At 44.2% G+C, this 23,777-nt stretch carries 16 protein-coding genes; 7 read left to right on the top strand and 9 right to left on the bottom strand.

Going from position 1 to position 23,777, the window contains the following annotated elements; translation table 11 throughout:
• Positions 1–312 precede the first annotated feature (312 nt).
• A complete protein-coding gene (locus B0E43_RS31360) occupies positions 313–3,012 on the top strand; it encodes an alginate lyase family protein (protein WP_371454339.1) in 2,700 nt (899 codons plus the stop codon).
• 125 nt (positions 3,013–3,137) lie between these two features.
• Here the strand turns inward: B0E43_RS31360 and B0E43_RS03130 are convergent, their stop codons facing one another.
• Together B0E43_RS03130 and B0E43_RS03135 are read right to left on the bottom strand one after the other, a co-directional pair.
• A complete protein-coding gene (locus B0E43_RS03130; protein WP_254423348.1) occupies positions 3,138–3,941 on the bottom strand; it encodes a hypothetical protein in 804 nt (267 codons plus the stop codon).
• A 429-nt stretch (positions 3,942–4,370) separates the two neighbouring features.
• Positions 4,371–5,849 carry an ATP-binding cassette domain-containing protein gene (locus B0E43_RS03135; RefSeq protein WP_077346653.1) on the bottom strand — a complete coding sequence of 493 codons (1,479 nt, stop codon included), beginning with the start codon at positions 5,847–5,849 and terminating at the stop codon, positions 4,371–4,373.
• Positions 5,850–6,022: 173 nt separating this feature from the next.
• Between B0E43_RS03135 and B0E43_RS03140 the strand changes: the two genes are divergently transcribed.
• Complete coding sequence (locus tag B0E43_RS03140) at positions 6,023–6,772, top strand: DUF3575 domain-containing protein (RefSeq protein ID WP_168171880.1); 750 nt, start codon at positions 6,023–6,025, stop codon at positions 6,770–6,772.
• 123 nt (positions 6,773–6,895) lie between these two features.
• Here B0E43_RS03140 and B0E43_RS03145 read toward each other — a convergent pair whose 3' ends face one another.
• Together B0E43_RS03145 and rlmD are read right to left on the bottom strand one after the other, a co-directional pair.
• Positions 6,896–7,273, bottom strand: a complete 378-nt coding sequence (locus B0E43_RS03145) for a hypothetical protein (protein ID WP_077346655.1) — start codon at positions 7,271–7,273, stop codon at positions 6,896–6,898.
• A complete protein-coding gene (gene rlmD / locus B0E43_RS03150; protein WP_077346656.1) occupies positions 7,270–8,676 on the bottom strand; it encodes a 23S rRNA (uracil(1939)-C(5))-methyltransferase RlmD in 1,407 nt (468 codons plus the stop codon). Before rlmD ends, B0E43_RS03145 begins: the two co-directional genes overlap by 4 nt.
• Before the next feature lie 134 nt (positions 8,677–8,810).
• On the opposite strand from rlmD, the gene B0E43_RS03155 reads away from it, so the two are divergent.
• The 4 genes from B0E43_RS03155 (at position 8,811) to B0E43_RS03170 (ending at position 15,466) form a co-directional block, all read left to right on the top strand.
• Positions 8,811–9,623, top strand: a complete 813-nt coding sequence (locus tag B0E43_RS03155) for an SDR family oxidoreductase (protein WP_077346657.1) — start codon at positions 8,811–8,813, stop codon at positions 9,621–9,623.
• Positions 9,624–13,514 carry an AAA domain-containing protein gene (locus B0E43_RS03160; protein WP_077346658.1) on the top strand — a complete coding sequence of 1,297 codons (3,891 nt, stop codon included), beginning with the start codon at positions 9,624–9,626 and terminating at the stop codon, positions 13,512–13,514.
• Positions 13,515–13,835: 321 nt separating this feature from the next.
• Complete coding sequence (locus tag B0E43_RS03165) at positions 13,836–14,171, top strand: helix-turn-helix domain-containing protein (RefSeq protein WP_077346659.1); 336 nt, start codon at positions 13,836–13,838, stop codon at positions 14,169–14,171.
• Entirely contained in the window at positions 14,165–15,466 is a 1,302-nt protein-coding gene (locus B0E43_RS03170) for a type II toxin-antitoxin system HipA family toxin (RefSeq protein WP_077346660.1), read from the top strand. The genes B0E43_RS03165 and B0E43_RS03170 overlap by 7 nt, the downstream gene beginning before the upstream one ends.
• Here the strand turns inward: B0E43_RS03170 and B0E43_RS03175 are convergent.
• Both B0E43_RS03175 and B0E43_RS03180 read right to left on the bottom strand, forming a co-directional pair.
• The gene (locus B0E43_RS03175; protein ID WP_077346661.1) at positions 15,463–16,362 is read right to left on the bottom strand and encodes a DUF2975 domain-containing protein; all 900 of its coding nucleotides are present in this window, start codon (positions 16,360–16,362) and stop codon (positions 15,463–15,465) included. The two genes, B0E43_RS03170 and B0E43_RS03175, sit on opposite strands and share 4 nt — an antisense overlap.
• A gap of 124 nt (positions 16,363–16,486) precedes the next feature.
• Positions 16,487–17,257 carry a YdcF family protein gene (locus tag B0E43_RS03180; protein WP_077346662.1) on the bottom strand — a complete coding sequence of 257 codons (771 nt, stop codon included), beginning with the start codon at positions 17,255–17,257 and terminating at the stop codon, positions 16,487–16,489.
• Positions 17,258–17,431: 174 nt separating this feature from the next.
• Here B0E43_RS03180 and B0E43_RS03185 point away from each other — a divergent pair, with 174 nt between their 5' ends.
• Positions 17,432–20,377 carry an FAD-binding and (Fe-S)-binding domain-containing protein gene (locus tag B0E43_RS03185; protein WP_077346684.1) on the top strand — a complete coding sequence of 982 codons (2,946 nt, stop codon included), beginning with the start codon at positions 17,432–17,434 and terminating at the stop codon, positions 20,375–20,377.
• 50 nt (positions 20,378–20,427) lie between these two features.
• Here B0E43_RS03185 and B0E43_RS03190 read toward each other — a convergent pair whose 3' ends face one another.
• The 3 genes from B0E43_RS03190 to priA form a co-directional block, all read right to left on the bottom strand.
• Positions 20,428–20,844: a type II toxin-antitoxin system VapC family toxin gene (locus tag B0E43_RS03190; protein ID WP_077346663.1), complete on the bottom strand. Its 417-nt coding sequence runs from the start codon at positions 20,842–20,844 to the stop codon at positions 20,428–20,430.
• Complete coding sequence (locus B0E43_RS03195; RefSeq protein WP_077346664.1) at positions 20,828–21,100, bottom strand: DUF6364 family protein; 273 nt, start codon at positions 21,098–21,100, stop codon at positions 20,828–20,830. Before B0E43_RS03195 ends, B0E43_RS03190 begins: the two co-directional genes overlap by 17 nt.
• 156 nt (positions 21,101–21,256) lie before the next feature.
• Entirely contained in the window at positions 21,257–23,776 is a 2,520-nt protein-coding gene (priA, locus tag B0E43_RS03200) for a primosomal protein N' (RefSeq protein WP_077346685.1), read from the bottom strand.
• Between the last annotated feature and the right edge of the window lies 1 nt (position 23,777).

Below are 23,777 nucleotides of genomic sequence, written 5' to 3' on the forward strand. Positions count from 1 at the left end.
AAGGGAAATAGTTGTAATTCTGGAAAAAGGACTGACTGGAATTTAGAAATTCAAAGGTGACTAATGTAATTTTTTCAAAAAAAATTAGCGCTTTTCCTGGGTTCCGAAAAATCCTCCAATCCTGAATTGAAGGATCCAAATTTTCAAAGTCGCCTGGTTTCGCTCGTAAAACCTTTCCTATTCACTTGACTGGATTCGTATTCAAGGCAACAGGAAAAACCGGAGGGTAATTGCCATAATTCTGGACTTTCAATTCACTTTAATAAATTGCATCTTAAAAGACCTCGTTCCAGTTATTCTTAAAAACCCAAAATGATCCAGTATATCTCAATTCTACTTTTTGTTTTTAGCTCATTTTCTTCTATTGTGCAAAAAATTGAACTCAATGAAACAGACCTATTTGCAAAGGAAAGGGCAAGAGTAGTGCGTCTGGCGGAGGAATATAAAAGTCTAAAACCAATCACTGTAACAGCAGCAAGTAGCCCCAGAAGTGCCGGGGGAATCCATGATTTTTATTCGGAAGGAGATTATTGGTGGCCGGATCCGACAAATCCAGATGAGCCTTACATCCAGCGGGATGGACTGACTAATCCGGACAATTTCACAGCGCATCGTGAAGCGATGATCCGATTTAGCCAAATTTCCGGAGCTTTGGCTTCAGCCTATCTGGTAACCAAAGACGAAGAATATGTCACAGCTTTAGCACCACATTTCAGAGCCTGGTTTGTCGATGAAGACACGAAGATGAATCCAAACCTGCTCTATGCACAAGCGATCAAAGGCAAAGTAACCGGGCGTGGGATTGGGATCATCGACACCATTCAATTGATGGAAGTAGCCAAAGCGATACAAGCAGTGGAGGGATCGGGAGTGATTTCCGATTCGGAAATCCGGCAGATGAAAGACTGGTTTGCAGCCTACCTCACTTGGATTACTACGCATCCTAATGGGATTGATGAGCGGGATCATGGCAATAACCACAGCGTCTGTTGGGCGATGCAGGCGGCTGTTTTTGCCCAGCTAGTCCGAAATCAGGAGATGCTTGACTTTTGCAAAGAAATGTATAAAACCGTGCTTCTTCCTGAGCAAATGGCTACGGATGGTAGCTTTCCTTTGGAACGCAAGCGCACCAAACCTTACGGCTATTCTCTTTTCACCTTAGATGCCATGGCTACACTTTGTCAGGTTTATTCTGGAGATGCCGAGAACCTGTTCACCTATCAAACACCCGATGGGAAATCATTGGCAAAAGGGATTTCATTTCTCTATCCATTTGTTGCGGACAAGGAATCTTGGCCTTATCAAAAGGATGTGATGTATTGGGATAAGTGGCCTGTGCGGCATTCCTTTCTGCTTTTTGGTGGGCTTGCCTTTGGTCAGGAAAAATACCTAGCGCTTTGGAATACGCTTGATGCCAACTTCGATACGCCAGAAGTCATCCGAAATATGCCGGTAAGATTTCCCCTGCTTTGGCTTTCAGGGGAAGAGATAAAAGCTATGGGGCATTCAATTTTCAATGCTGAACTTGCTTCAAAACTTATCGCAGCTGGTGAGGTTCAATACAGTGACTTTGGAGCCAAAGGCGATGGAAAAACGGATGATATGAAGGCCATCGTAGCAGCACATGAATTTGCCAATGCGCAAGAACTGCCCGTGAAAGCCGACGAAGGAGCCACTTATTTCATCGGAGGGAAGGACCTCACAGCCATCATTAAGACAGATACAGATTTTGGTACGGCAAACTTCCTGATTGACGATACCGAAGTAGAAAACAGGAACGCGCCTGTTTTCTTGGTCAGTTCCAGTCTTGAATCTTACGAAGTGGAAGGAATCAAATCACTGAAGAAAGACCAGAATAAAGTTGACCTCGAATTGTCCGGCCCGGCATTGATCACTGTCACTGATTCAAATACGAAAAGATATATTCGGTTTGGTCCCAACCAAAACAATGGTGCGTCCCAAACTGATATTTTTCTGGTCGATAAAAATGGAAATGTGGATGGAAATGCCCCGATCATTTGGGACTTTGATCAGATCACGGAAATATCTGTGCGGCCAATTGATGAGGAAATCTTGAAAATAACAGGAGGCCGTTTTACCACCATTGCCAACCGAGATGAATCGAGGTATAACTATTACAGCAGAAATATTTCAATCCAGCGATCCAATGTCATCGTCGATGGCCTGGAGCATCGGATCACCAGCGAAGGTGACCAGGGAGCTCCCTATAACGGATTCCTCAATATCAGCAACAGCACGAATGTCAGGGTTCAAAACACCGTCTTGACAGGCCACAAGACCTATCAAACTATTGGGAGTGCAGGCACGAAAGTTTCTATGGGTTCTTACGATATCATTGTGAACAGGGCTTTAAACGTCTCCTTTATCAACTGCACTCAGACCAATGGCATCGATGACAATACTTTTTGGGGAATAATGGGCTCTAACTTCAGCAAAAATCTTCTTTTCGATAACTGTACCCTGTCCCGTTTTGATGCTCACATGGGCGTAGCCAATGCTACTATTCGGAATTCAACACTTGGACACATGGGGATCAATGCGATTGGCAGTGGAACATTTACTGTGGAGAACTCCGAGATCCGAGGCAGAAGCCTGATCAACCTACGCTCAGACTACGGCAGTACCTGGCAGGGAAAATTAATTATCCGCGATTGTATGTTTGTGCCCGCAGGCGGCAAAGCAATCAGCGCCTCGATGATCAACGGATCCAATTCCGGCCAACATGACTTCGGCTACACCTGCTTTATGCCGGAACAGATCATAATAGAAAATCTTAAAATCGATGATTCAAATCATCCTGAGAATTATCAAGGGCCAGCTTTATTCGGAAATTTCAATCCGGGAAGAAACAATGAGTCTTATAAGGAAAAGTTTCCTTATGTCTTAACCAAAGAAGTAAGCCTTAAAAATGTGACCATTTCCAGCGGAAAAGAGCTAAGGCTTAGTGACAATGAGGTGATGTTTAAGAATGTAAAGGTGAATAGGTATTAAATAAATTTACATCGAATTATTTCCAAAAACCGAAGTTTGAAACTTTTCAAAAAATGGAAGTTCTAAAATGGCACCTAGGTATCCATTATTAAAGAAAATCAGAATTTGCGCGCCAAATATCCTATTTACCAGGCTTTTCCAAAATACCTCTTGGCGGTGATTAGGATTTGACCTGACATATCAGGGGATATCAGTTTGAATTTCAAATTATTTCCATCCAATTCGGAATTCGTTGTGGTGATTAAAACAAATTCCAAGGCAAAATCCCAATCCCCGCTTAAATTAGTACTTACTCCGGTTCTTACAGGAATATAAGGATGAGTACTGGTTTCATTTGTTGTAATTATTTCTCCTTCGACCAATTGACCATTTTTAAGAACGCCATTTTTTAAGGTTTCCTGTTCTCTTTCAACAAAAATAACTCCAAAACCTAATCCAATATAAAATTGAACGGAAGACATAAGCATACCGGCTGCATTAGGATTAGTGGTTAATACAGGCATTAAGTCAGCAAAATAGCCCCTTCCTTTAAAATCAAACGCTTGATCGTTGTTTCCCCAATTAATTACATACTTCGAGTTCAAGGGATCATAACCACCACTATTGAAGCTTTGGGCTCCAATTGAACCTTTAATTCCCATAAATTCATTTAATTGTTTGTTGACCGAAAGGGTGATAGCGGGTTCTATCTTAAATTTGAATTCTTTGTAGTGGCCAGAATTTTCTGCATAAATCATTGAAGGTCCAACTCCAATAGACAGGTAATTTCCTTGAGCCGAAACAGTGTGGCAAAAGCAAATTGCAAAAAAGACAAAAATTAAGTTCTTAATCATATTTTGCTTCTGAAATAATGAAATTAAAATACTAAAAATTGAATTTAAAAATTTATTCATTTGCACTAAACTAGTCATGGAAATTGAAATTTCCATGTATAAGATCAATTTCTAGACCTCTAATATGTGATCTGCAACTTTGTAATCCACTCGGGCGGATTTTGTTGTGTACGATTTCTTCCTGGAAATGCCTTTACGATATCCCCTGCTGGGGGTTGACAATGAATAATTCACAATGAAAAGCATCTTCAATTTTTGACAGAAAATTAATTCCTTAATACAATACCTGATCGGTTAGGATGAATATTCGCTTTTATCCAGAAGAAGGCAAAAGCAATTAGAAAGTCCGGCAAACACTAGTATTTGGGCTACCCCTCCGTCATCGGCTTTCGGCCTTTAGGCAAAAGAAGATTAGGCTTATCGCAGGATTGGGCACAATCTGATTGGTAAATTTGATTTCTGAGGTCAAAAAAAAGGATAGGTAAATGCAGCTTGTTGCCTGATTACGGTGTATTTGGATAGAAGCTATGATAACTCCATCACCTTCACCACTGCTTCCGGCACGTCCTCGGCATAATGGCTTACATAGATCAGAGTTATAGTGCTTCGCTCGCAGATTTGCTGTACCGTGTCTTTGAACAGTCTCCGCTGAAACTCGTCCATACCCTGAGAAGCCTCATCGAGGATCAATAATTTTGGTTGTTTGATCAGCGCACGGGCAAGCAAGGTCCAGCGTTGATTTTCTAGGGAGAGACGGTTGATAGGAATGTCTGCCACGGTTTCCAAGTGAAATAACTTCAACCAGGATTTAGCCAGATTTTCTTGCTCTTCTGTCACTTTTCTGAACAAGCCCATCGTATCAAAAAGCCCGGAAAGAATCACTTTGTGGCAAGTTTGGTTGGCAGGAAAGAACCGGCTGAGTTCCGGCGCCACAAAACCTGTGGGTCGCTTCACATCCCAGATGCTTTCGCCAGTTCCACGCTTGCGGCCAAAAAGCCAAAGATTCTGGGAATAGGCCTGTGGATTTTCTCCGATTAGCAAACTGATCAAGGTGGATTTTCCGGAGCCATTGGCACCTTTGAGTAGCCAGCGATCTCCTAATCTCACTTCCCAATTCAGGCTTTTAAGAATCAGCTTTTCTCCGTATTTGATCGTGAGATTTTCCAGACGGATTACCTCGGTGTTTCCAATGTTTATTTTTGGCAAAAGAGAATCCAACAACTCCCAGTCATACGCCAACTTTTTCTCATGTTTGGCTGTCAAATGGAAGTCTTCCACCAACCAAGTTTCTTTGATTCCGGTATTTCCTAACCTAGCCACATGGGTAATTCCTTCAGGGACTTCATATGCTGAAGTTGTTAGCAGCACATGGACCCCTTCGGAAATCATTACTTTTAAAATCTCTCCAAACTCAGAACGGCTTTTCACATCCAAGCCTGTCATTGGCTGATCCATCAGGAAAATCAAAGGTTGCCTCATCAGACCTAAGCCCAAAACCAACCTTCGTGTTTCTCCATTGGATAGCTTCAGAAGTGATTGACCCAACAAATGACCAAGGTTCAAAACTTTCGCAACTTTTTCAACAGTCCAAGGTCCCAAAACTTTTGCCTGAATCTGTTTAAGGGATTCATGGACAGTTGAGGTTTGCTCAGATTCTGATGAATTAAAGCGCTGCTGGAAGTAGAAGTTTTGCAGATTGGATCTGTTTTTTAATTCATATTTCTGAGATACATAGGCAATCAAATCCCGAAAACTGTGAACCTGACCATCTGTGTTTTTTTGGAGGGTATACTCTTTGGAAAATTCGCGGGAGATTTCGCCAAAGGATACAATGGTATGACCTCTCAGGGTTTCTAAAAAGGCTGTAAGTTCCTCTCCGGAATTTCCAATGATTGCCCAATGCTGGCCTTTTTTCCAGGTGAAATTCAGGTTGTCAAAAAGTTGGATTCCACTCTGGAGAACTTTTGCAGATTTGATTTCAAAAAGGATTTCGCTAGCCGGCACGGGATTTTGTTTCTTGAAAAATAGAGAACTTCATTGAATCAAAGAATTGAAATTCTTCCTGGGCCGAAATATGATATTAATCATGCCTGATAAAGATTTGGATTTCAAAGAAATAGTAAGGAAAGGCCGAAATTTGGGATATCCAACGAAAATTTCAACTAATGTCAAGACCTATGAAAACTATCTTTTTTTACCTGATTTTAATGGTCATTATCCCTTCGGCCTTTGCTCAGGATAGCCTCCAGACCGCTTACAGGAAAAATACGATCAAGTTGGATTTGACCCACAACTTGATTTATCGAAATGCGGTTAACTTATCCTGGGAGGGGATTACAAAGCAGAATCAGACTTTGGGATTTACGGTCGGATATCAAGAATTTCCCCAAATTTTCAATTTGGGAGAGAATATCGAGGGAAAAAGGGAAAATGACAGTGGAGGCTATAAATTCGGTACGGAGTACCGGTTTTACCTCAAGAAGGAAAATAAATTTTCAGCACCACGTGGAGTTTATATTGGTCCATATTTTACATCCTTAGGATTTAAAACCTCACGGGACATTACCTATACCGGCGGAGAGACACCTGAGGATGCAAGCTATAATGCGAAGTTTCGGCTGTACAGTCTTGGTCTCCAGTTGGGATACCAGTTTGTGTTCAATGACAGGTGGTCATTGGATCTAGTTTTAGTTGGCCCCTCCCTGACCAGATATAATGCAAACATGAGACTGGAAGGTGATTTTGAATTTGATCCTGAAGATGTTCAAGATGAGATCTTGCAGGGGTTGATTGATAAATTTCCGGGATTGGACGATTTGCTCGACGACAAAGAATTGGACAGCTCCGGTAAAATCGACGTCCTGGGGATAGGATATCGCTACCAATTTTTGATCGGCTACCGCTTCGGGAAGAAGTTTAAAAAGTAATAAAATGAATGAATTGGTTAAGAATTCTAGGTATTCTATTACTTGATTTAATGTAATTTAAACTATTGATTTTCAGTTAAAATAAAGGATGTAACTTAATTTTAGATAAAGCCTTTATTTTGATCAATCATTGGGATACGGAATATAGACAAATCGGGTAAACGCACCGTCCATGACAAACAGGCAACAAAACTCATCAGGGTCTTTGTAAGTCTTTTTGAACTCTTCCCTTGCCTCCTCCGGGATCAATTTCCTTTGGATAAATTCATCCAAATAGGTGATGAAATAATTCCAATCGAGGTCTTTTTCGGCCTTTCCAATAAAGATTTTTCCGATTGGCTGCATCTCTTTAGAAATGGGGAAAACAGGAAAATCCGAAAATCCCCGGGTGCGGATTTGGTAAGAGGCTTCTTTTAGGAGGTCGGAAATTTTCACGAAATCACTGGTAATTGTGCCAAGATATTTTCCGTTCAGTTCCGGATCGTTGAAGTCTGAAATCATTTTTTAAGAGTTAAGAGTACGACGTTTTCGACATGGTAGGTCTGTGGAAACATGTCCACAGGCTGGACTTTTTCAACCTGATATTTCTCTCCCAGAAGTGCAAGATCTCTTGCTTGGGTGGCTGGATTGCAAGAGACGTAAACGATCTTCGGAGCTTCCAATCGGAGTAGCATTTGGACGACCTTTTCATCCATTCCGGCGCGTGGTGGATCAGTGATGATCACATCCGGTGCGGCATGGCTTGCCACAAACTCCTCGGTCAAAATATCCTTCATATCTCCGGCATAAAAGAGCGTGTTTTCGATGCCGTTGATTTGTGAATTCAATTTGGCATCTTCGATTGCCGCTTCGACATATTCTACCCCTATGACTTGTTTGGCCTTTTTTGCGACAAAATTAGCAATAGTACCTGTCCCGGTATAAAGGTCATAGACTACCTCATCACCCTGCAAGTCCGCAAAATCACGGGCAACTTTGTAGAGTTCGTACGCTTGTTGGGAATTGGTTTGATAAAAGGATTTAGGTCCGACTCTGAACCGAAGTCCCTCCATTTCTTCCTGGATAAAGGGTAATCCGGCGAAAGTTACTAACTCCAAATCGTTGAAGGTCTCGTTTCCTTTGGTGTTGATCACATAGAGTAGGGAGGTGATTTCGGGGAATTTTTTATTCAAAAACTCCATTACCGATTGAATTGACTCTGGGTCATTTTCTCCGAACTGAACAATTACCATTGTTTGTGAGGTACTAGTCGAACGGATAATCAGGTTCCGCAACAACCCTTTTTGATTTCGGATATCGTAAAAGCTGAGTTGATTAGCTCTTGCGAAAGCTCTGAGGTCGTTTCTTACTTCATTGGAAATTCCGCCTTGCAGGTAGCAATGCTCGATGTCGATGATCTTGTCAAACATCTTTGGGATATGAAAGCCCAAAGCGTTTCGTTCGAATTCCGCCCCGGAGTTGATTTCCTCGCGTGTCAACCAGCGGGAATTGGAAAAGGTGAAATCGAGCTTGTTTCGGTAGTACTGGGTTTTAGAGGAGCCCAAAATCGGCATTACTTCCGGTATGGGTACTTTGGCGATCCGCTGAAACTGATCCACCACCTGCTGCCGCTTATATTCTTTTTGAAGATCATAGTGAATATGTTGCCATTTACACCCACCGCAAGTTCCAAAATGTGAGCAAAAGGGTTCGATCCTGTCTTTAGAGTATTCGTGGAAATGGATGGCTTCTCCTTCCATAAACGAGCTTTTTCCTTTGGTAATTCGTACGTCCACCACGTCTCCCGGAGCGACATTGGCTACAAACACGACCTTGCCATCGTGATGCCCGACGCATTTTCCTTCGGAAGCGATCCGCTCAATTGTGAGATTGGTGACGACCTTGTTTTTCATTTTTCGCGACATGGCCGCAAAATTAGGGAAAAATGGGAAGACCGCATTTTGGGATTTAAATTCTGTCAATTTCTATCCGAATAGAACACCGATATTTTCGGCCAATAAATTTTCAAATTCCTATCTTAGCAGGTGAAAGTAGACCCATGAATCTCAAAGACAAAGTAGTGATCATTACTGGTGCCACCTCAGGAATAGGAGAGGCTTGCGCACTTATTTTTGGAAGAAAGGGAGCTAAGATTGTCATTACCGGAAGGAATAAAGAGAAACTTAACCGAAGTTCGAAACTGTTACTAGACAATGGAATTGAGGTTTTGTCTGTATTGGCAGATGCTGCGTCAGAGCAGGACAATAAGCAGATAGCCGAGGAATCGCTTGCCAGATTTGGTAAAATAGACATCCTGATCAACAACGCCGGGATTTCTATGCGAGCACTTTTTGAGGACTTGGATTTGGAGGTTTTCCACAAAGTAATGGATACCAACTTTTGGGGGACTGTCTATGCAACAAAATATTGCCTGCCGGAAATTTTGAAATCCAAAGGGTCTATAATCGGTATTTCCTCTATCAATGGATTCAGAGGTACTCCCGCACGCACGGCCTATACGGCCAGCAAATACGCTATGAACGGTTTTTTTGAATCCCTTCGCACCGAAATCATGAATCAGGGAGTGCATGTGATGGTGGTGGCTCCGGGATTTACTGCTTCAAATATCCGAAACAGCGCCTTGACAGCTGATGGAAAAACCCAGGGAGAATCCCCCCGAGACGAGGCTAAAATGATGACTGCCGAAGAAGTCGCCCAAGAAATCTTGAAAGCATCCCTCAAAAGGAAAAGAGACCTTGTTTTGACCAAACAAGGTAAGCTTGTTGTGCTATTGAACAAGTGGATTCCCGGGATCATGGATGGGGTAGTATACCGCGAAATGGCCAAAGAAAAGGACTCTCCTTTCAGATAAATGGTAGAATCCGTCTTTCAAACCTACCTAAACAGACTGACAGACCTTTCTTCAAAAAACCGGTCTCTCTATTTGCCCAAGTTGGAAGGAGCGGGAATGTTGGATATCCGGGAGTTTGATTTTTTAAATGGAGAGCCGGCTTTTGAGATTCTTCGAAAAGTAATTCAGGGCAAAAAGCTGGTTTCCTTGATTCCTGAGACCGATCCGAGAATCGGTGAGACCAATCAACTTTCAAGGAGCCTTTCAAAAATAAGTTTTCGGGAGGAATTGATTCGGGAGGAAACCGGCGCGGAGAACCTTTATCTGGCCTGGCCCTTTCTGGAAGGGAAATTGATCAACAGCCAACTTTTAAGGGCTCCAATCCTGCTCAGGCCAGTTGGCTTGGTAGTGAAAAATGGCCAATGGTGCCTGAAATCTGAGAGTTCCTGGCAATGGAACCCTGCCTTTTTGCTGGCTTACCGACATGCCTATGGAAAGGAACTTGACTTGGAATTTCTTGAGGAAGCGCTTCAAGATTTGTCTGAGGATTCGACTGAAGTCCGAATCCAGCTCACCAAAATCCTTTCCGAAAATTTCTCCATTCAACTTAGCTCGGCATTTTTCGAAGATCAAATCAATCCTTTCCCCCACTCCCAAATCATCTTAGACCAAAGCCGTTTTGAAGATGGCAGGCTGTCCCTGAAATCCTATGCGGTCCTTGGGCAGTATATTCAAAAAGACAGTTTTTTGTTTCGGGAGTATGAAGAGTTGATTTCAGAATTTGGTGATTATTCACTTGAGGACTTGTTTCTGCGGTTTTTTGCACCTGATGAGTCCGGGATAATACCACGGGAAGAACAGCTTTTTCCGGTTTTTCCGCTGGATGCATCCCAGGAAAATGTCTTGGTGAAAGTCAGGCAAGGGAAAAGTCTGGTGGTGGAGGGGCCTCCTGGTACGGGCAAATCCCAACTCATCGCCAATCTGGTCTCGGATTACATTGCTCGAGGAAAAAAAGTCTTGGTCGTATCCCAAAAACGTGCAGCCCTTGACGTGGTGTATGAGCGGATGGGAAAAGCGGGTTTTGGGGATTTTTTGGCCTTGGTTCATGATTTCAGGGCTGATCAGCGATTGCTTTTCGAAAAAATCCGCTTCCAGATCGAAGCAGTAGATACGTATCTGGATCAAAATCGGAGCATTGATTCCATCCACCTGGAGCGGGAGATTTCCCGCCTTTCAGGGACAATCAGTGTGCTTTCAGAGAAATTTGAAGGGTTGAGGAAAGAACTTTTTGATGACAAGCCCGCTGGAATGCCTATCAAAGCCATGTACCTCCATGCCAATCTTGAATCTCCGGCTTTAAAGGCTTCTTCACAACTTCTCAAACTGGACGCTGGCGAATCCATTGGATTTCAAGAGAATTTCAGGGTTTATCATGCCTATTCCCAAAAATTCATGGGAAGTTTTTGGGAAAATAGGCTGTCATTTGCTGAAGTCGAGCCTGCCGATTTTGGAAGAATTTACCAAAGCTTGCTCAAAATTGAGGAATTCCGAAAATTGATTCCTACGCAAGTTGATTTCAAAAAGTGGAAGGAAATTGTTTCCAAAAACTTTCATTCTGGTGACCAACTTGCACTGATCCTCCGGCTCAAAGCCTCTTTAAATCAGCTTCCAAATCCTGTAAAGACCCTTTATCTGACGTTTCAGTCTGGGGAAACCAAAAACCTGAACCGAATTCAAAACTGGCTGAGCCAAGCTCTGTTGGAAATTTTGGGATTGGAATTGAAGCTTTCTGATGATTCCGAAGAACTTAAATTGCTGGAGGAAGAACTTGCGGAGCTGAAAGCCCAATCCCAAACCTTTTTCGGAAAAATCACGGCAAGATGGAGTCAGTCGAAATATCCACTCAGCTTCCAGGCATTAGCCTCCAACGGCTTAAAATTTGGGCTCGATTCCTTGACCAAACTTGAGCAGGAGGTCAATACTGAGCTTCGGCTTAGGAAGGAATTTCAGGAACTTCCGGCAATAGCAGGACTTTCGAAAGGTGTTTTTTCCCATGAAACTCTTTCCGGACAATTGGATCAGGTTCAGAGGATATTAGATTGGCTGGGTTCGTGGGAGGCCAGTTCAGAACTTCAGGATTTATTGGATTGGTCAAGTCTGGATTTTAATGGGTTCGATTCCCAATTGTCGGAAATTCAGGGCTGGATGGAAGCTTTGGGAAAATCACTTCCTGGTTGGAAACTTTGGCTAAGTCCAGTCCAAATTCAGGAATTGCTTGGCAAAGGTCTATTGGAACTTGACCTCGAAAACGAGTTGATTTTAAATTCCAAACTGGCAGAACTTGTTGCCTTTGATCGGTTTCTAAGGGATTGGGGAATGGATAATCTGTGGCTGGCCATGGAATTGGAAGCTCATTTTCCTACTTTTTCTCTGGAATCAAAAGTCTCAGCCTTCCGAAACGGCTGGTATTTGGCCTGGATTGGTGAATTGGAGCGGCGACACCCTGTTTTGGCAGAAATGGGAGGAGTTAAGCTGAGTCAAGAAATGGAACAACTTAAAACTTCCATTCTTGAAAAGCGGAAAATTTCCAGACACATGGCCTTACTTCGCCTGCGGGAACAAGTTAGTTCAAATCTGGCCGTCAACCGTCTTGGCAACCGGACTACTTACAGAGAACTCCTTCATCAGGTCAGCAAGAAGCGGCTCCGTTGGTCGGTTCGCAAGCTGGTGGAAGAAATGGATTCCGAGGTTTTTCGGCTGTTGCCCTGTTGGCTCGCAAGTCCGGAGACTGTTTCGGCTTTGTTTTCCCTTAGAGGCAAATTCGATTTGGTCATATTCGATGAGGCGTCCCAATGTCAGGTGGAGCGTGGATTGCCGGCTATGCTCCGTGGAAAACAAGTGGTGATAGCCGGTGATTCCAAACAGTTGAGGCCATCTGACTTTTATCAGGTCAAATGGGAATCAGAGGAAGATGGGATGGAATACGAAGCAGAATCGCTGCTGGAACTTGCAGGTCATTTCTTCGAAAAGCAACAGCTAAAGGGACATTATCGATCTGCGGATCCTGGCCTGATTCATTTTTCCAACAGCCATTTTTACGGAAATCAATTGGAGACTTTGCCTGATTACCAAACGGTAAGGTTGGATACGACTCCATTTTCCTGGGAAAAAACAGAAGGGATCTGGGAAAATCAGGTGAATAAAGCTGAGGCCGATGCGGTGGTCGAAAAGGTGAAAACCATCCGAAATGAAGCCCCAAAGGATTCCATTGGGATTGTGACCGGGAATTATTTTCAAATGGAACTGATTCGTGAAAGGCTTTGGAAATCCGGAATTCAGGATGATGAGATCAAAGTCCGAAATATCGAAAATGTGCAGGGGGATGAGTTTGACCAGGTGATTTTATCTTTGGGCTATGCACCAAACCGGGAAGGAAAGCTGGTGACTAATTTTGGCCTTCTAGGAAAATCTGGAGCAGAAAATCGGCTCAATGTGGCGATCACCCGTGCCCGGAAACGGATGCATGTGATTAGTAGCATTGATCCGGAGGATTTCCGCCCTGGGCAGGTCCAAAATCCGGGATTGGTATTACTTCGGGAATTTTTGGGGTTTGTTAAAACTCAAAGCAAGAAGCGCAACATCCCTTCGCCAGAGGTCAAAGTGAAGGGTTATGAACTGGATTGGAGTTTGAAAAACCGGCTTTTGGAATCGGATTTGCCGTATTCCAAAGAGATTCCATCTACTGTGATGGACTTGGTGAAAAAGGATCCCGGAGGAAATCTGACTGCTGTCTTGACAGATGACCAGCGTTTTTTCAATGCACTTTCCGCAAAAGCAGCTTTGGCTTACCATCCTATTTTATTGGAGGAAAAAGGATGGAAATGGGAATGGAAGTGGAGTAGGCGTTTTTAGTGGATCCTGACTTTAGTGTCTTGGTTGGATAGGAGTAAATTATTTAAAATATTTTTTGAATGAAAAATCATTCGATAAATGAACTTTAATAAGTTAATGACTGAATATTAATTCATAAAAAGATTTTTTTACTATTTATTCATTTTTTCGATTTTTTTATTTTCCTTGGTTACGACCTCTCACTTCTAATGTCTTTTTTCAAAAGTATTATGCCCTTAGTCAATAGTTTGTCTCCTGATTTTCTCAGAAATAAATCACAAAAATGATTGATAAATCATTCATTATAATGTAATTTTGATTATTATGAATGAAATTTAATTCATGGACATCACTCAATTATCAGATATGGCAATTCTCCGTATGATTGGAGACTTTGTCAAAAAGAAGCGGATAGCCATCCAAAAGACTCAAGATCAGCTAGCGGAGGAGGCAGGGATGAGCCGCTCCACGCTCAGTCTATTGGAGCGGGGTGAAAAGGTGCATTTGCTGACCTTGATCCAGGCTCTTCGGGTGTTGGGGGAGTTGCAGTTGCTAGAGGCTTTTGAGGTTCCGCAGCAGATCAGCCCGATCGAATACATCAAGCTCCAAAAGAAGCACGAGCGGCAGCGTGTTCGTAATGCGGATATGGCCGCCGATAATCCGCCTTCTGAATGGTAATTGCTGCCGAAGTCTGGCTTTGGGACCGGTTGGCTGGAGCCGTTTTATGGGATGAAGGCCGGCAATTGGCCAGTTTCGAGTTTGAGGGGAGTTTCCTGAGGTCAGGCTGGGACATCTCGCCGGTGTTGATGCCATTGGCTCAGGGTAAGCGACTTTATTCATTTCCGGAGACTAGACGGGGTAGAGGTGATGCTTTTGATACCTTTAAGGGACTTCCTGGCCTTTTGGCGGATATGCTTCCGGATAAGTACGGTAATCAACTGATCAATGCTTGGCTGGTGCAAAACGGTCGGCCGACCGACAGTTTGAATCCTGTCGAATTGCTTTGTTTTATTGGCAAAAGAGGGGTGGGAGCTTTGGAGATCAAACCTCCCCTCCGGCAAGAGTCTGTCCAGGCAAGTTCCCTTGAAATTGAAAGTTTAGTAGGGATTGCCAAAAAAGTTCTGAATTCAAAATTGGAGTTTCGGACAGATCTTTCTCAGGAGGATGCAACTGCTCTTGCGGATATCCTCAAAATCGGAACTTCCGCAGGGGGTGCCAGAGCTAAGGCTATAATTGCCTATAATCCGGACACCGGCAAGGTGAAAAGTGGTCAGGTTGAAGCTCCGGAAGGTTTTTCCCACTGGATCATCAAGTTTGACGGAGTGCACGATTCACAGTTTGGAGCTACGATGGGCTATGGGAGAGTGGAAATGGCCTATTATCTGATGGCTATGGCCGCCGGAATCCAGATGAGTGAATGCCGGCTTTTGGAAGAAAACGACCGGGCCCACTTTATGACCAAGCGCTTTGACCGGACCGTTAGAGGAGAAAAAATCCACATGCAAAGCTTGTGCGGACTTAGGCATTTTGACTTCAACCAAGTCGGAATGTATAGCTATGAGCAGGTGTTTGAGACGATGCGGATGCTCAGATTGACCTATCCCGAGGCCGAGCAACTTTTTATTCGAATGGTTTTTAACGTGCTGACAAGAAACTGTGACGACCACACCAAAAACTTCGCCTTTCTTATGGATCAGAGTGGAAAATGGAGCCTTTCTCCGGCCTTTGATATCTGTCATGCTTTTCGACCGGGAAGCCTTTGGGTGAGTTCCCAGTCACTAACTGTGAATGGAAAGCGGGATAAATTCACCGATGGTGATTTCCTGGAAGTGGCCCGACAGATGAATATCAAGAAGCCGATTGAAAAGATAGAGCAAGTCAAATCGGCTGTGAAAAGATGGAGAGAATTTGCCGGGGAAGTAAAAGTGGAGAGCAATCTCAGTGATTCTATTCAGAAGACTTTGCTGGTTTAATCGTCCTTTGGCTTGGCTCCCGAGCTCCGCAGGCTGACCACTTTATTCAGAATGTCAAACCAAAAGGGTGCTCCTACAATTCCTGCTACAATCGAAAACAAAAGACCCAAGATCTTGTTGACCACCTCGCTCGGGCTAAGCTCTCCATCAGGTTTTTGCCATCCTATCGGAACTTGAGTGGCATCCAATTGCGCTTTTAAAGTCTTTAGTTCTTCCAAATTGACATTGATTTTTTCCTCCGTAGAAAGAGAATCAAAAGCTGCGGGATTAAGGTTCGGATCGAGAGATTCGATGTTTTCGGAGATTTGATCCGCCAAAGCAGCAGATTCGGCGGGATGATTATACAGATACTGAATGATGCGTATGGTGTCGATATTCAATGCCAAGACTACTCCGATCGAAATAGCAATAATTATCTTTTGCGTATTCTTTTTATAGGTGCCGGTAATCCTGAGCATTGCGTCGTTGAACCAGGCTTCAATCTCAGCTTTGACGAATTCCAAGTTTCCGTTGGTTTCTGAAATGATCTGAGCCAGTTTTCGTTTGAAATCTGCAGGCAGGAGTTCGGTAGTTTCCAGCGCCTTCAATAAAGATTCCGGCGTGTAAGGTTTTTCAGAGTCGTTGACCAAATCCAACAAAACTCCTGAAAATACTCTGCTTGGAATATAGCTGGCTTTTCTACCTGCGGCAGTCAGTCCATCCACCAGGCGGTGGTTAAGAATCTTTTCTCCCAGATTATTTTCACGGAAAGTATCAGTGAGCCATTTTTCGAGATTCTCTTCTCGTAAATTCAGACCGTTTGCGATGATTTCCTGAACGGTAGAACAAACAAGGGCGACCAGAAAGTAAATAAACAGCAACCCGATAACTAAGTTGAGAATGGCAGAAAAGTCCATGGGAAAGAAGATTTGAGGGTGAAAAATGAATCAAAAATCGTCTTTGAATTAAAAAATAAATACCAGTAAATCAAAGTGTTGATTTAAAATTGGCGAAAAAAAAGCTATAATGATCTGGACTTTTTTAGAGGTATCCGGCCAATTTGTAAATCGCAATTCCGATCCATTCTTTGAACAGCTTGTGCCAATAGGATATGGAGTCGACGTCCGGGTATATCAGTGAAGGAATATCATACTTGACATCGTGAGAATAATAGTCAACTGGAAAAGTCTCAGTTTTCAAACCTGCTTTATCAAAGCAGCCTTTGGCCCGGTACATGTGAAAAGCCGAGGTAACCAATATGAATTTTTGATCGGTAATGATGCCGTTTTGTTCCAGAAATGCTTTGGTAAACTGGGCATTTTGAGCGGTGTTTTTGCTTTGATCTTCGATCAGGATGTCCGATTCAGGCATGCCGGTCATGATCAGAAAGCGCCTCAAAACTTCCGCCTCGCTTTGTTGATTGACAGGATTGAGTCCCTGGCCTCCTGTGATGAGAATTTTTTTGATCTTACCCATGCGGTAAAGTTGAAGCGCATGGGTGATGCGGTCTGCACCTTTGTTGAAAAAAGTGCGGTCGTAAGCCGTTTTGCTCAGATTGGTTACTCCGGTAAGTACGATGCCGATTTCACGGTTTTCGATTTCCTCAAAAGATTTGAATTCAGGTTCCCAGGTTATTAAAGCCAGATTGGACAGAAAGGGATTGGTGAAAAAGAGCAGTAGCCCAATTCCGGACCAGAGCATCTTTTTCCCCCACTTTTTTCTTAGAAAAACAGTTCCACCTATGATCAGGATCAGTACAACTGTCAACGGCATGGCCAAAAAACTCAGAAACTGGGAGAGGTAGAAGAACATGGGTTTTGATTTTGGGCAAAGAAAGGTTGGAATGGTCAATTTTCAAATTCAATGGGCAATGTTCAATTTTCAAGTTGACCCTTCCTTGAAAATTGAGTTTGATCATCGATTATTGAACATTTTATTTCTCGCACTTCCATTTCATTAATGGGCCCCAGAAAGCTATTTTTGGGCATGAGTTCAAACCAGCCTAACCTATTGCCTTTGTTGCAGACCCTGTCTACCCAGCTTGAAGGCCCACTTCAAGTGGACAGATTGACCAAAACCCTGTATGCCACTGACGCTTCCGTGTATCGGGAGATGCCTTTGGCAGTCGCCTTCCCCAAGTCAATTTCTGATATTAAGAAGCTTATTAGGTTTGCCTATGATAACGGGACATCACTAATTCCCCGCACGGCTGGAACTTCACTGGCCGGACAATGCGTGGGCAATGGCATTGTGGTGGATGTGTCCAAGAATTTCACCCAAATCCTTGAATTCAACAAGGAAGAACGCTGGGTTCGGGTCCAGCCTGGTGTGGTGCGAGATGAACTCAACCGCTTCTTAAAATCTCATGGCTTGTTTTTTAGTCCGATCACTTCTACGGCAAACCGCGCCATGATTGGCGGTATGGTGGGAAACAACTCTTCAGGAACCACCTCGATTGTTTATGGGGTAACCCGAGATAAGGTCATTTCCTTGAATACAATTTTGAGCGATGGAAGTGAAGTTGTTTTTGGGGAAATTACACAAGATGACTTTGACCGAAAGTGTGGTCAAAAGGATCTGGAGGGTCAGATTTACCGACAGATCTTTGACGAACTCAATAATCCGGAAAACCGGGAAGAAATTCACGCCCAGTTTCCCAAAAAATCAATCCATCGCCGAAATACCGGCTATGCCGTGGATGAATTGCTGAAAGCGGAGCTTTTCGAAGGAAAAGAGAAATTCAATTTCTGTAAGCTTTTGGCAGGTTCCGAGGGAACTTTAGCTTTTACCACTGAAATAAAAATCAGTCTCGATCCACTTCCTGATCCGATCGAAATCGTGGTGGCGGCGCATTTCATCAGCATACATGAAAGCATGAAATCTGCCCAAGTGGCGATGAAGCATCCGACTACCGCGGTGGAATTGATGGATAAAATCATCCTGGACTGTACCAAAGAAAGTATCGAATACAACAAAAACCGCTACTTCGTCGAGGGCGATCCGATGGCGATTTTGATGATTGAGTTTCGGGGGAAAACCCTGGAAGAGGCAATGTCAAAAGGGGAGGCTTTGGTCGCAGACCTTAAAGCAGCTGGCTATGGCTATGCTTACCCGATCATCGAACCAGCCATGGTGACTTCAGCTTGGGCTCTCCGAGCCGCAGGTTTGGGACTGTTGGGCAATATTCCAGGTGATCCTAAAGCGGTGGCTTGTATCGAGGATACCGCTGTGGACATTGAAGACTTGGCGGATTACATTGACGAATTGGATGAAACCCTAAAGGGATTTAATCAAAATCCGGTGCATTACGCGCACGCCGGTGCTGGGGAGATTCACATGCGTCCAATCCTGAATTTGAAGAAAGCCGAGGATGTGGAGGAATTTTACCGGATTTCATTGGCTTCTGCCAAGTTGGTCAAGAAATACCAAGGTTCACTTTCTGGCGAACACGGAGACGGTCGCGTTCGAGCTGCCTTTATTCCTTTGATGGTTGGGGAGAAAAACTACGAGCTTTTACGCAGAATCAAATTCACCTGGGATCCCAAAAACATCTTCAATCCGGGTAAGATCGTCGATGCCGCTCCGATGAACAAGTTTCTGCGATACGAACCTGGAATGCATACGCCCGATCCGGAAACCATCCTTGACTTTTCATCTGTAGGCGGAATCCTTAGATTGGCAGAGAAGTGCAACGGTTCTGGGGATTGCAGAAAACTTCCGGGATCCGGAGGCACAATGTGTCCATCATACATGGCCACCCGAAATGAAAAAGACACTGTCCGCGGTCGGGCTAATACGCTTCGTGAATTTTTGACTTTGGATAAGAAAGAAAATATTTTCGATCATCCCGAGATAAAGGAGTCGCTCGATTTGTGTTTGAGCTGCAAGGGCTGTACGGCCGAGTGCCCTTCCAACGTGGACATGGCAAGCATTAAAGCGGAATTTCTTTACCAATACCAGAAAACCCACGGTGTTCCGCTTCGCTCCAAGGCCTTTGCCTACATCAATGAACTGAATGAACTGGGGTCTCTAGTTCCTGGTGTTGCCAATTTCTTCTTGAACAATTCCTTCACTGGCGGTCTGATGAAGTCGTTGCTGGACGTAGCCCCGGAGCGAAACCTGCCCGAAATCAGCCCGGTTAGCTTAAGAAAATGGTATAAAAAGAACTACGAATCATTACCTGGTCCAGCAAAGCCCATCAAGTCCGTCTATTTCTTTGTGGATGAATTTACCAATCACAACGATACTCAGATCGGGATCAAAGCAATCTCACTTTTGAAAAAACTGGGCTACGAGGTCAAGATCGTGGATCACGAAGAAAGCGGCCGCTCGGCACTTTCGAAGGGACTTTTGCCGAAGGCGAAAAAACATGCCGAAGCCAACGTCCGGATCTTCGGAAAGCTGATCAACGGAAATACGCCGCTGATCGGCATTGAGCCTTCAGCGATCCTGTCTTTCCGGGATGAATATCCTCGAATCGTGGGACCAGAACTGGTGGAGGATGCGAAGAAACTCAAGTTTCACGTCAAGCTGATTGATGAGTTTTTGGCCCAGGAGGCTGCCGCCGGACATATCAAGTCCGAGTCTTTTACCACCAAGCCGCAAAAAATCAAGCTTCACGGACACTGTCATCAAAAGGCGCTTTCGTCCATGATCTGGACCCAAAAGATCCTGACTCTTCCGGGCAATTATACCGTCGAAACCATTCCCAGCGGTTGCTGTGGCATGGCGGGAAGCTTTGGCTATGAGGCGGAGCATTACGAAGTTTCACAGCAGGTAGGAGAGTTGGTACTGTTTCCTGCGGTGCGAAAAGCCGAAGCCGATACCCTGATCGCCGCTCCCGGCACGTCTTGTCGTCATCAGATCGCGGATGGTACCGGCCGAAAAGCAAAGCATCCGGTGGAGATTCTTTGGGAGGCGTTGAATGTTTGAAAGATTCGAGATTTGATATTTGAAATTTGGCCTTGACTCTTTTGGATGACTTATTTCAGAGAGGAGATTAATTCCAGCGGAGTAAAAATTGGTAGATGTGGTTTAGCCATTTTGAGAAACCCTTTGTCACTGGTCACGATCCCTTGAATGTCGTTGGAGAGACAAATGAAAAAATGAATTGCGTCTTCAATGTCTTCGTGTTCGGATTCTACTGCGCTCATCACATCCATTTTTGATCCTTCGACAAGTTGGAATTTTCGGCAAATTACTCCAATAATCTCCTTTGAAACTTTCGATCCTTTTGCTTGAATAAGGTAGAAAGCGCAGGTTTGGATCACGGAAATCGTGACGAACCCAGCGATTTCCTGCTTGTCAACTTTTTCAAAAAGTGAATTGATGACAGTTTGATTTGGGCTTCTTTCCAAGAAAAAGTCAAGGATAATGTTGACATCAAAAAAGATCCTCATAGCCCCATTTTTTGGCTTTCGCTTTATAATACTCCTCTTTCCAGTCGTAGTCAGCGGGAAATTCCACTTTTGATTTTGGTAGAGACTTCATGTATTCCACCAGCGTCATCCCGTTGGGGAGTGTAGTCGGAGGCTTGAGGAGAGACTGGAAATGATCCTGAACCAAGTCAGAGACGCTCCTGTCTTGAGACTCGGCGTATTGTTTGATCTTCTCAAGCAGCTTTTCCTCGATGGTTATGTTCAGCTTCTTTTTCATTGGATACGCATGAATAGACAATTATACGTATAAATTGTTTTTGATATTGCTAAACAAGTGATTTTCTATAAGTTAAAGTTTGAAATTCAGTTTAAAGGTTCTTCAAGATTTTAAATCCTACGAGGCAACCTTGGAATTGCAAATTTCAAAGCGCGATCAACTCGGATCTACATCCACAATCCACCTCACGGACCGGAATTCAGGGCGGGACTGAAGCTCTTCCAGGATTTTGGCCAAGCTTTCTTTGAAGACGGTTTGGGTCGTTCCGCTTCGGTCCAACTTGATCATGCTTTCGTACTGGTATTGGTTTTTAATCCGTGCGATGATCCCTTTCTCCGGGCCGAGGACGATCTTTTTCACCGCAATAGTTGCCATCTCCCGGTGTAGCGCATGGGCAGCTTTCTCGGCGATCTTGAAGTCGGAATGTCGGGTGGTAATTTTCACCAATTTGACATAAGGCGGGTAGTAGAACTTCTTCCTGTCAAACATTTCCTGGCGAAAAAATTCAAAATAATCGCCCTTGATCACCTTTTCGAAAAGCTCGTTTTCTGTGTTTCTGGTTTGGATGACCACCTGACCCTGGATTTCTCTTCGCCCAGCCCTTCCAGCCACTTGGGTGATCTGCTGATACGCTCTTTCTCCAGCGCGGAAGTCAGGAAAATTCAAGATCCGATCCCCATCCCAAATCCCGACCACGGTCACTTTTCCAAAATCCAGCCCCTTGGTGATCATCTGCGTCCCGACCAAGATGTCTATCTGTCCAGCTCCAAATTCGTCCAAAAGCCGCTGGTACCCATACTTGTTTCGGGTCGTGTCCAGATCCATCCTTCCCATTCTAGCCTCGGGAAAAAGCAAACTCAATGACTCCTCAATTCGCTCCGTACCCATGCCCATTGTGGTCAGTTGGGTGCTTCCGCAGGCAGGGCAAGACTGGGGCACTTTTTCCTTGTAGCCGCAATAGTGGCAGCGCATTTCCTCGGCAAACTGGTGGTAAGTCAGGCTGACATCACATTGAACGCACTGACCCGTCCAGCCACAATCCTCGCACTGGATATAAGGAGAGTAGCCGCGACGGTTTTGGAAAATCAGCACCTGTTCCTGATTATCCAAGGCGGCCTGGATTTTCTCCCGCATTAGTCGGGTGGAGTCGAGTTTGAGCAAGTTTTTCTTTCGGTCGGCAGCAAGATCAGCCAAATGGTACTCTGGCATGCTGGCGTCACCAAAGCGGTGCTTGATTTCCACATAGCCGAATTTTCCCTGATTGGCATTGAAATAGGATTCAAAGGAAGGTGTCGCAGAGCCCAAAAGTGTTTTGGCCTGGTGAAAATAGGCCAGCATAGTCGCTGCATCCCGGGCATGAAATCTCGGTGCCGGATCAAACTGCTTGTAACTGGCTTCGTGCTCCTCGTCCACAATGATCAGCCCGAGGCTGTCAAATGGAAGGAAAATGGAGGACCGGACTCCAACCACAAATGAAAACCTGCCGCTCAATACGCCATTCCAGACTTCCACCCGCTCGTTGTCGGAATATTTGGAATGATAAACGCCCATCTGCGATCCGAAGACTTTTTTCAGGCGGCTGACAATCTGGGTGGTCAGGGCGATTTCCGGCAAAAGCATCAATACCTGTGAACCGCTCTCCATCACTTCCTGAATCAGTTTGATGTAGATTTCGGTCTTGCCGCTTCCGGTTACGCCATGAAGCAAAACTGTGGGTTTGCTGTCGAAATGGCCTTTTATTTCCTCCATGGAAGCTTGCTGTGTGAAAGAAAGTTCAGAAGCTTCCTTTTCAGGTTCCTCTTCTTGGAGTCGGTTAACCACCAGTTTGAAAGACTCGAAAACCCCGTTTTTAATCAGGGTTTTCAGGGAACTTTCCGAATCGCCTTCCTCCAAAAGCGTGGCTTTGTCCACCCCTTTTTCGTTCAGTTTTGGCTTTTGAAAAACCGGCACATCCCGCAGGTATTTCAGTAGGATCGATTCCTGTTTGGGTTTACCGGAAATACCTTCAAAAACTGCTTCCAAAGCAGATTTGCTTTCTGCAATTTCCTTTGTAAACCGAATTCTGGTTTCGACTTTAGGGGTGTACTTTTCCTGAACTTTTTCAAATATCAGGATGGCTTCTTTGGCCACCAGACTCTTCAAAATCGGATGAATTGTTTTGATTCCAAGGATTTTCTCGCAGTCTTCGTAGCTTATTTCTTCCTTGGATTCTAGGGCTTCGAGGATTTTTTCCTCCCTGATATCAAGTGGGTATTTGCTTTCCTCCCGGTCAAAATTAGGGTTGAGCTGGATTTTACTTTCGCTGGAAAGCCGCAATCCTGACGGCAATGCTGCGTGCATTACCTCTCCAATATGGCAACAATAATACTCCGCCATCCATACCCAAAAACGGATTTGTAGGGGATTTACACTGGGCTGAATGTCCAAAATATCCAAAATTGGTTTGGCCTCATAGGCCTGGGGCGGCTTGTTGTGGACTTTCCCGATGATTCCGGTGAGTACTTTCTTTTTCCCAAACTGCACGATGACCCGTGCCCCGATCTGAATTTGAGGCTTCAGAATTGAAGGGACTTTATAGGTAAACATCCTCGGAATCGGAACAGGCAGGATGATATCGGCGAAATTGTTTCCGCTTTCTTTTTCAAAAAAATCCTGGTCTCCAAACAAACTTTCCACC

The sequence above is a fragment of the Algoriphagus sp. A40 genome (genome assembly GCF_002002735.1).
GTDB lineage: Bacteria > Bacteroidota > Bacteroidia > Cytophagales > Cyclobacteriaceae > Algoriphagus.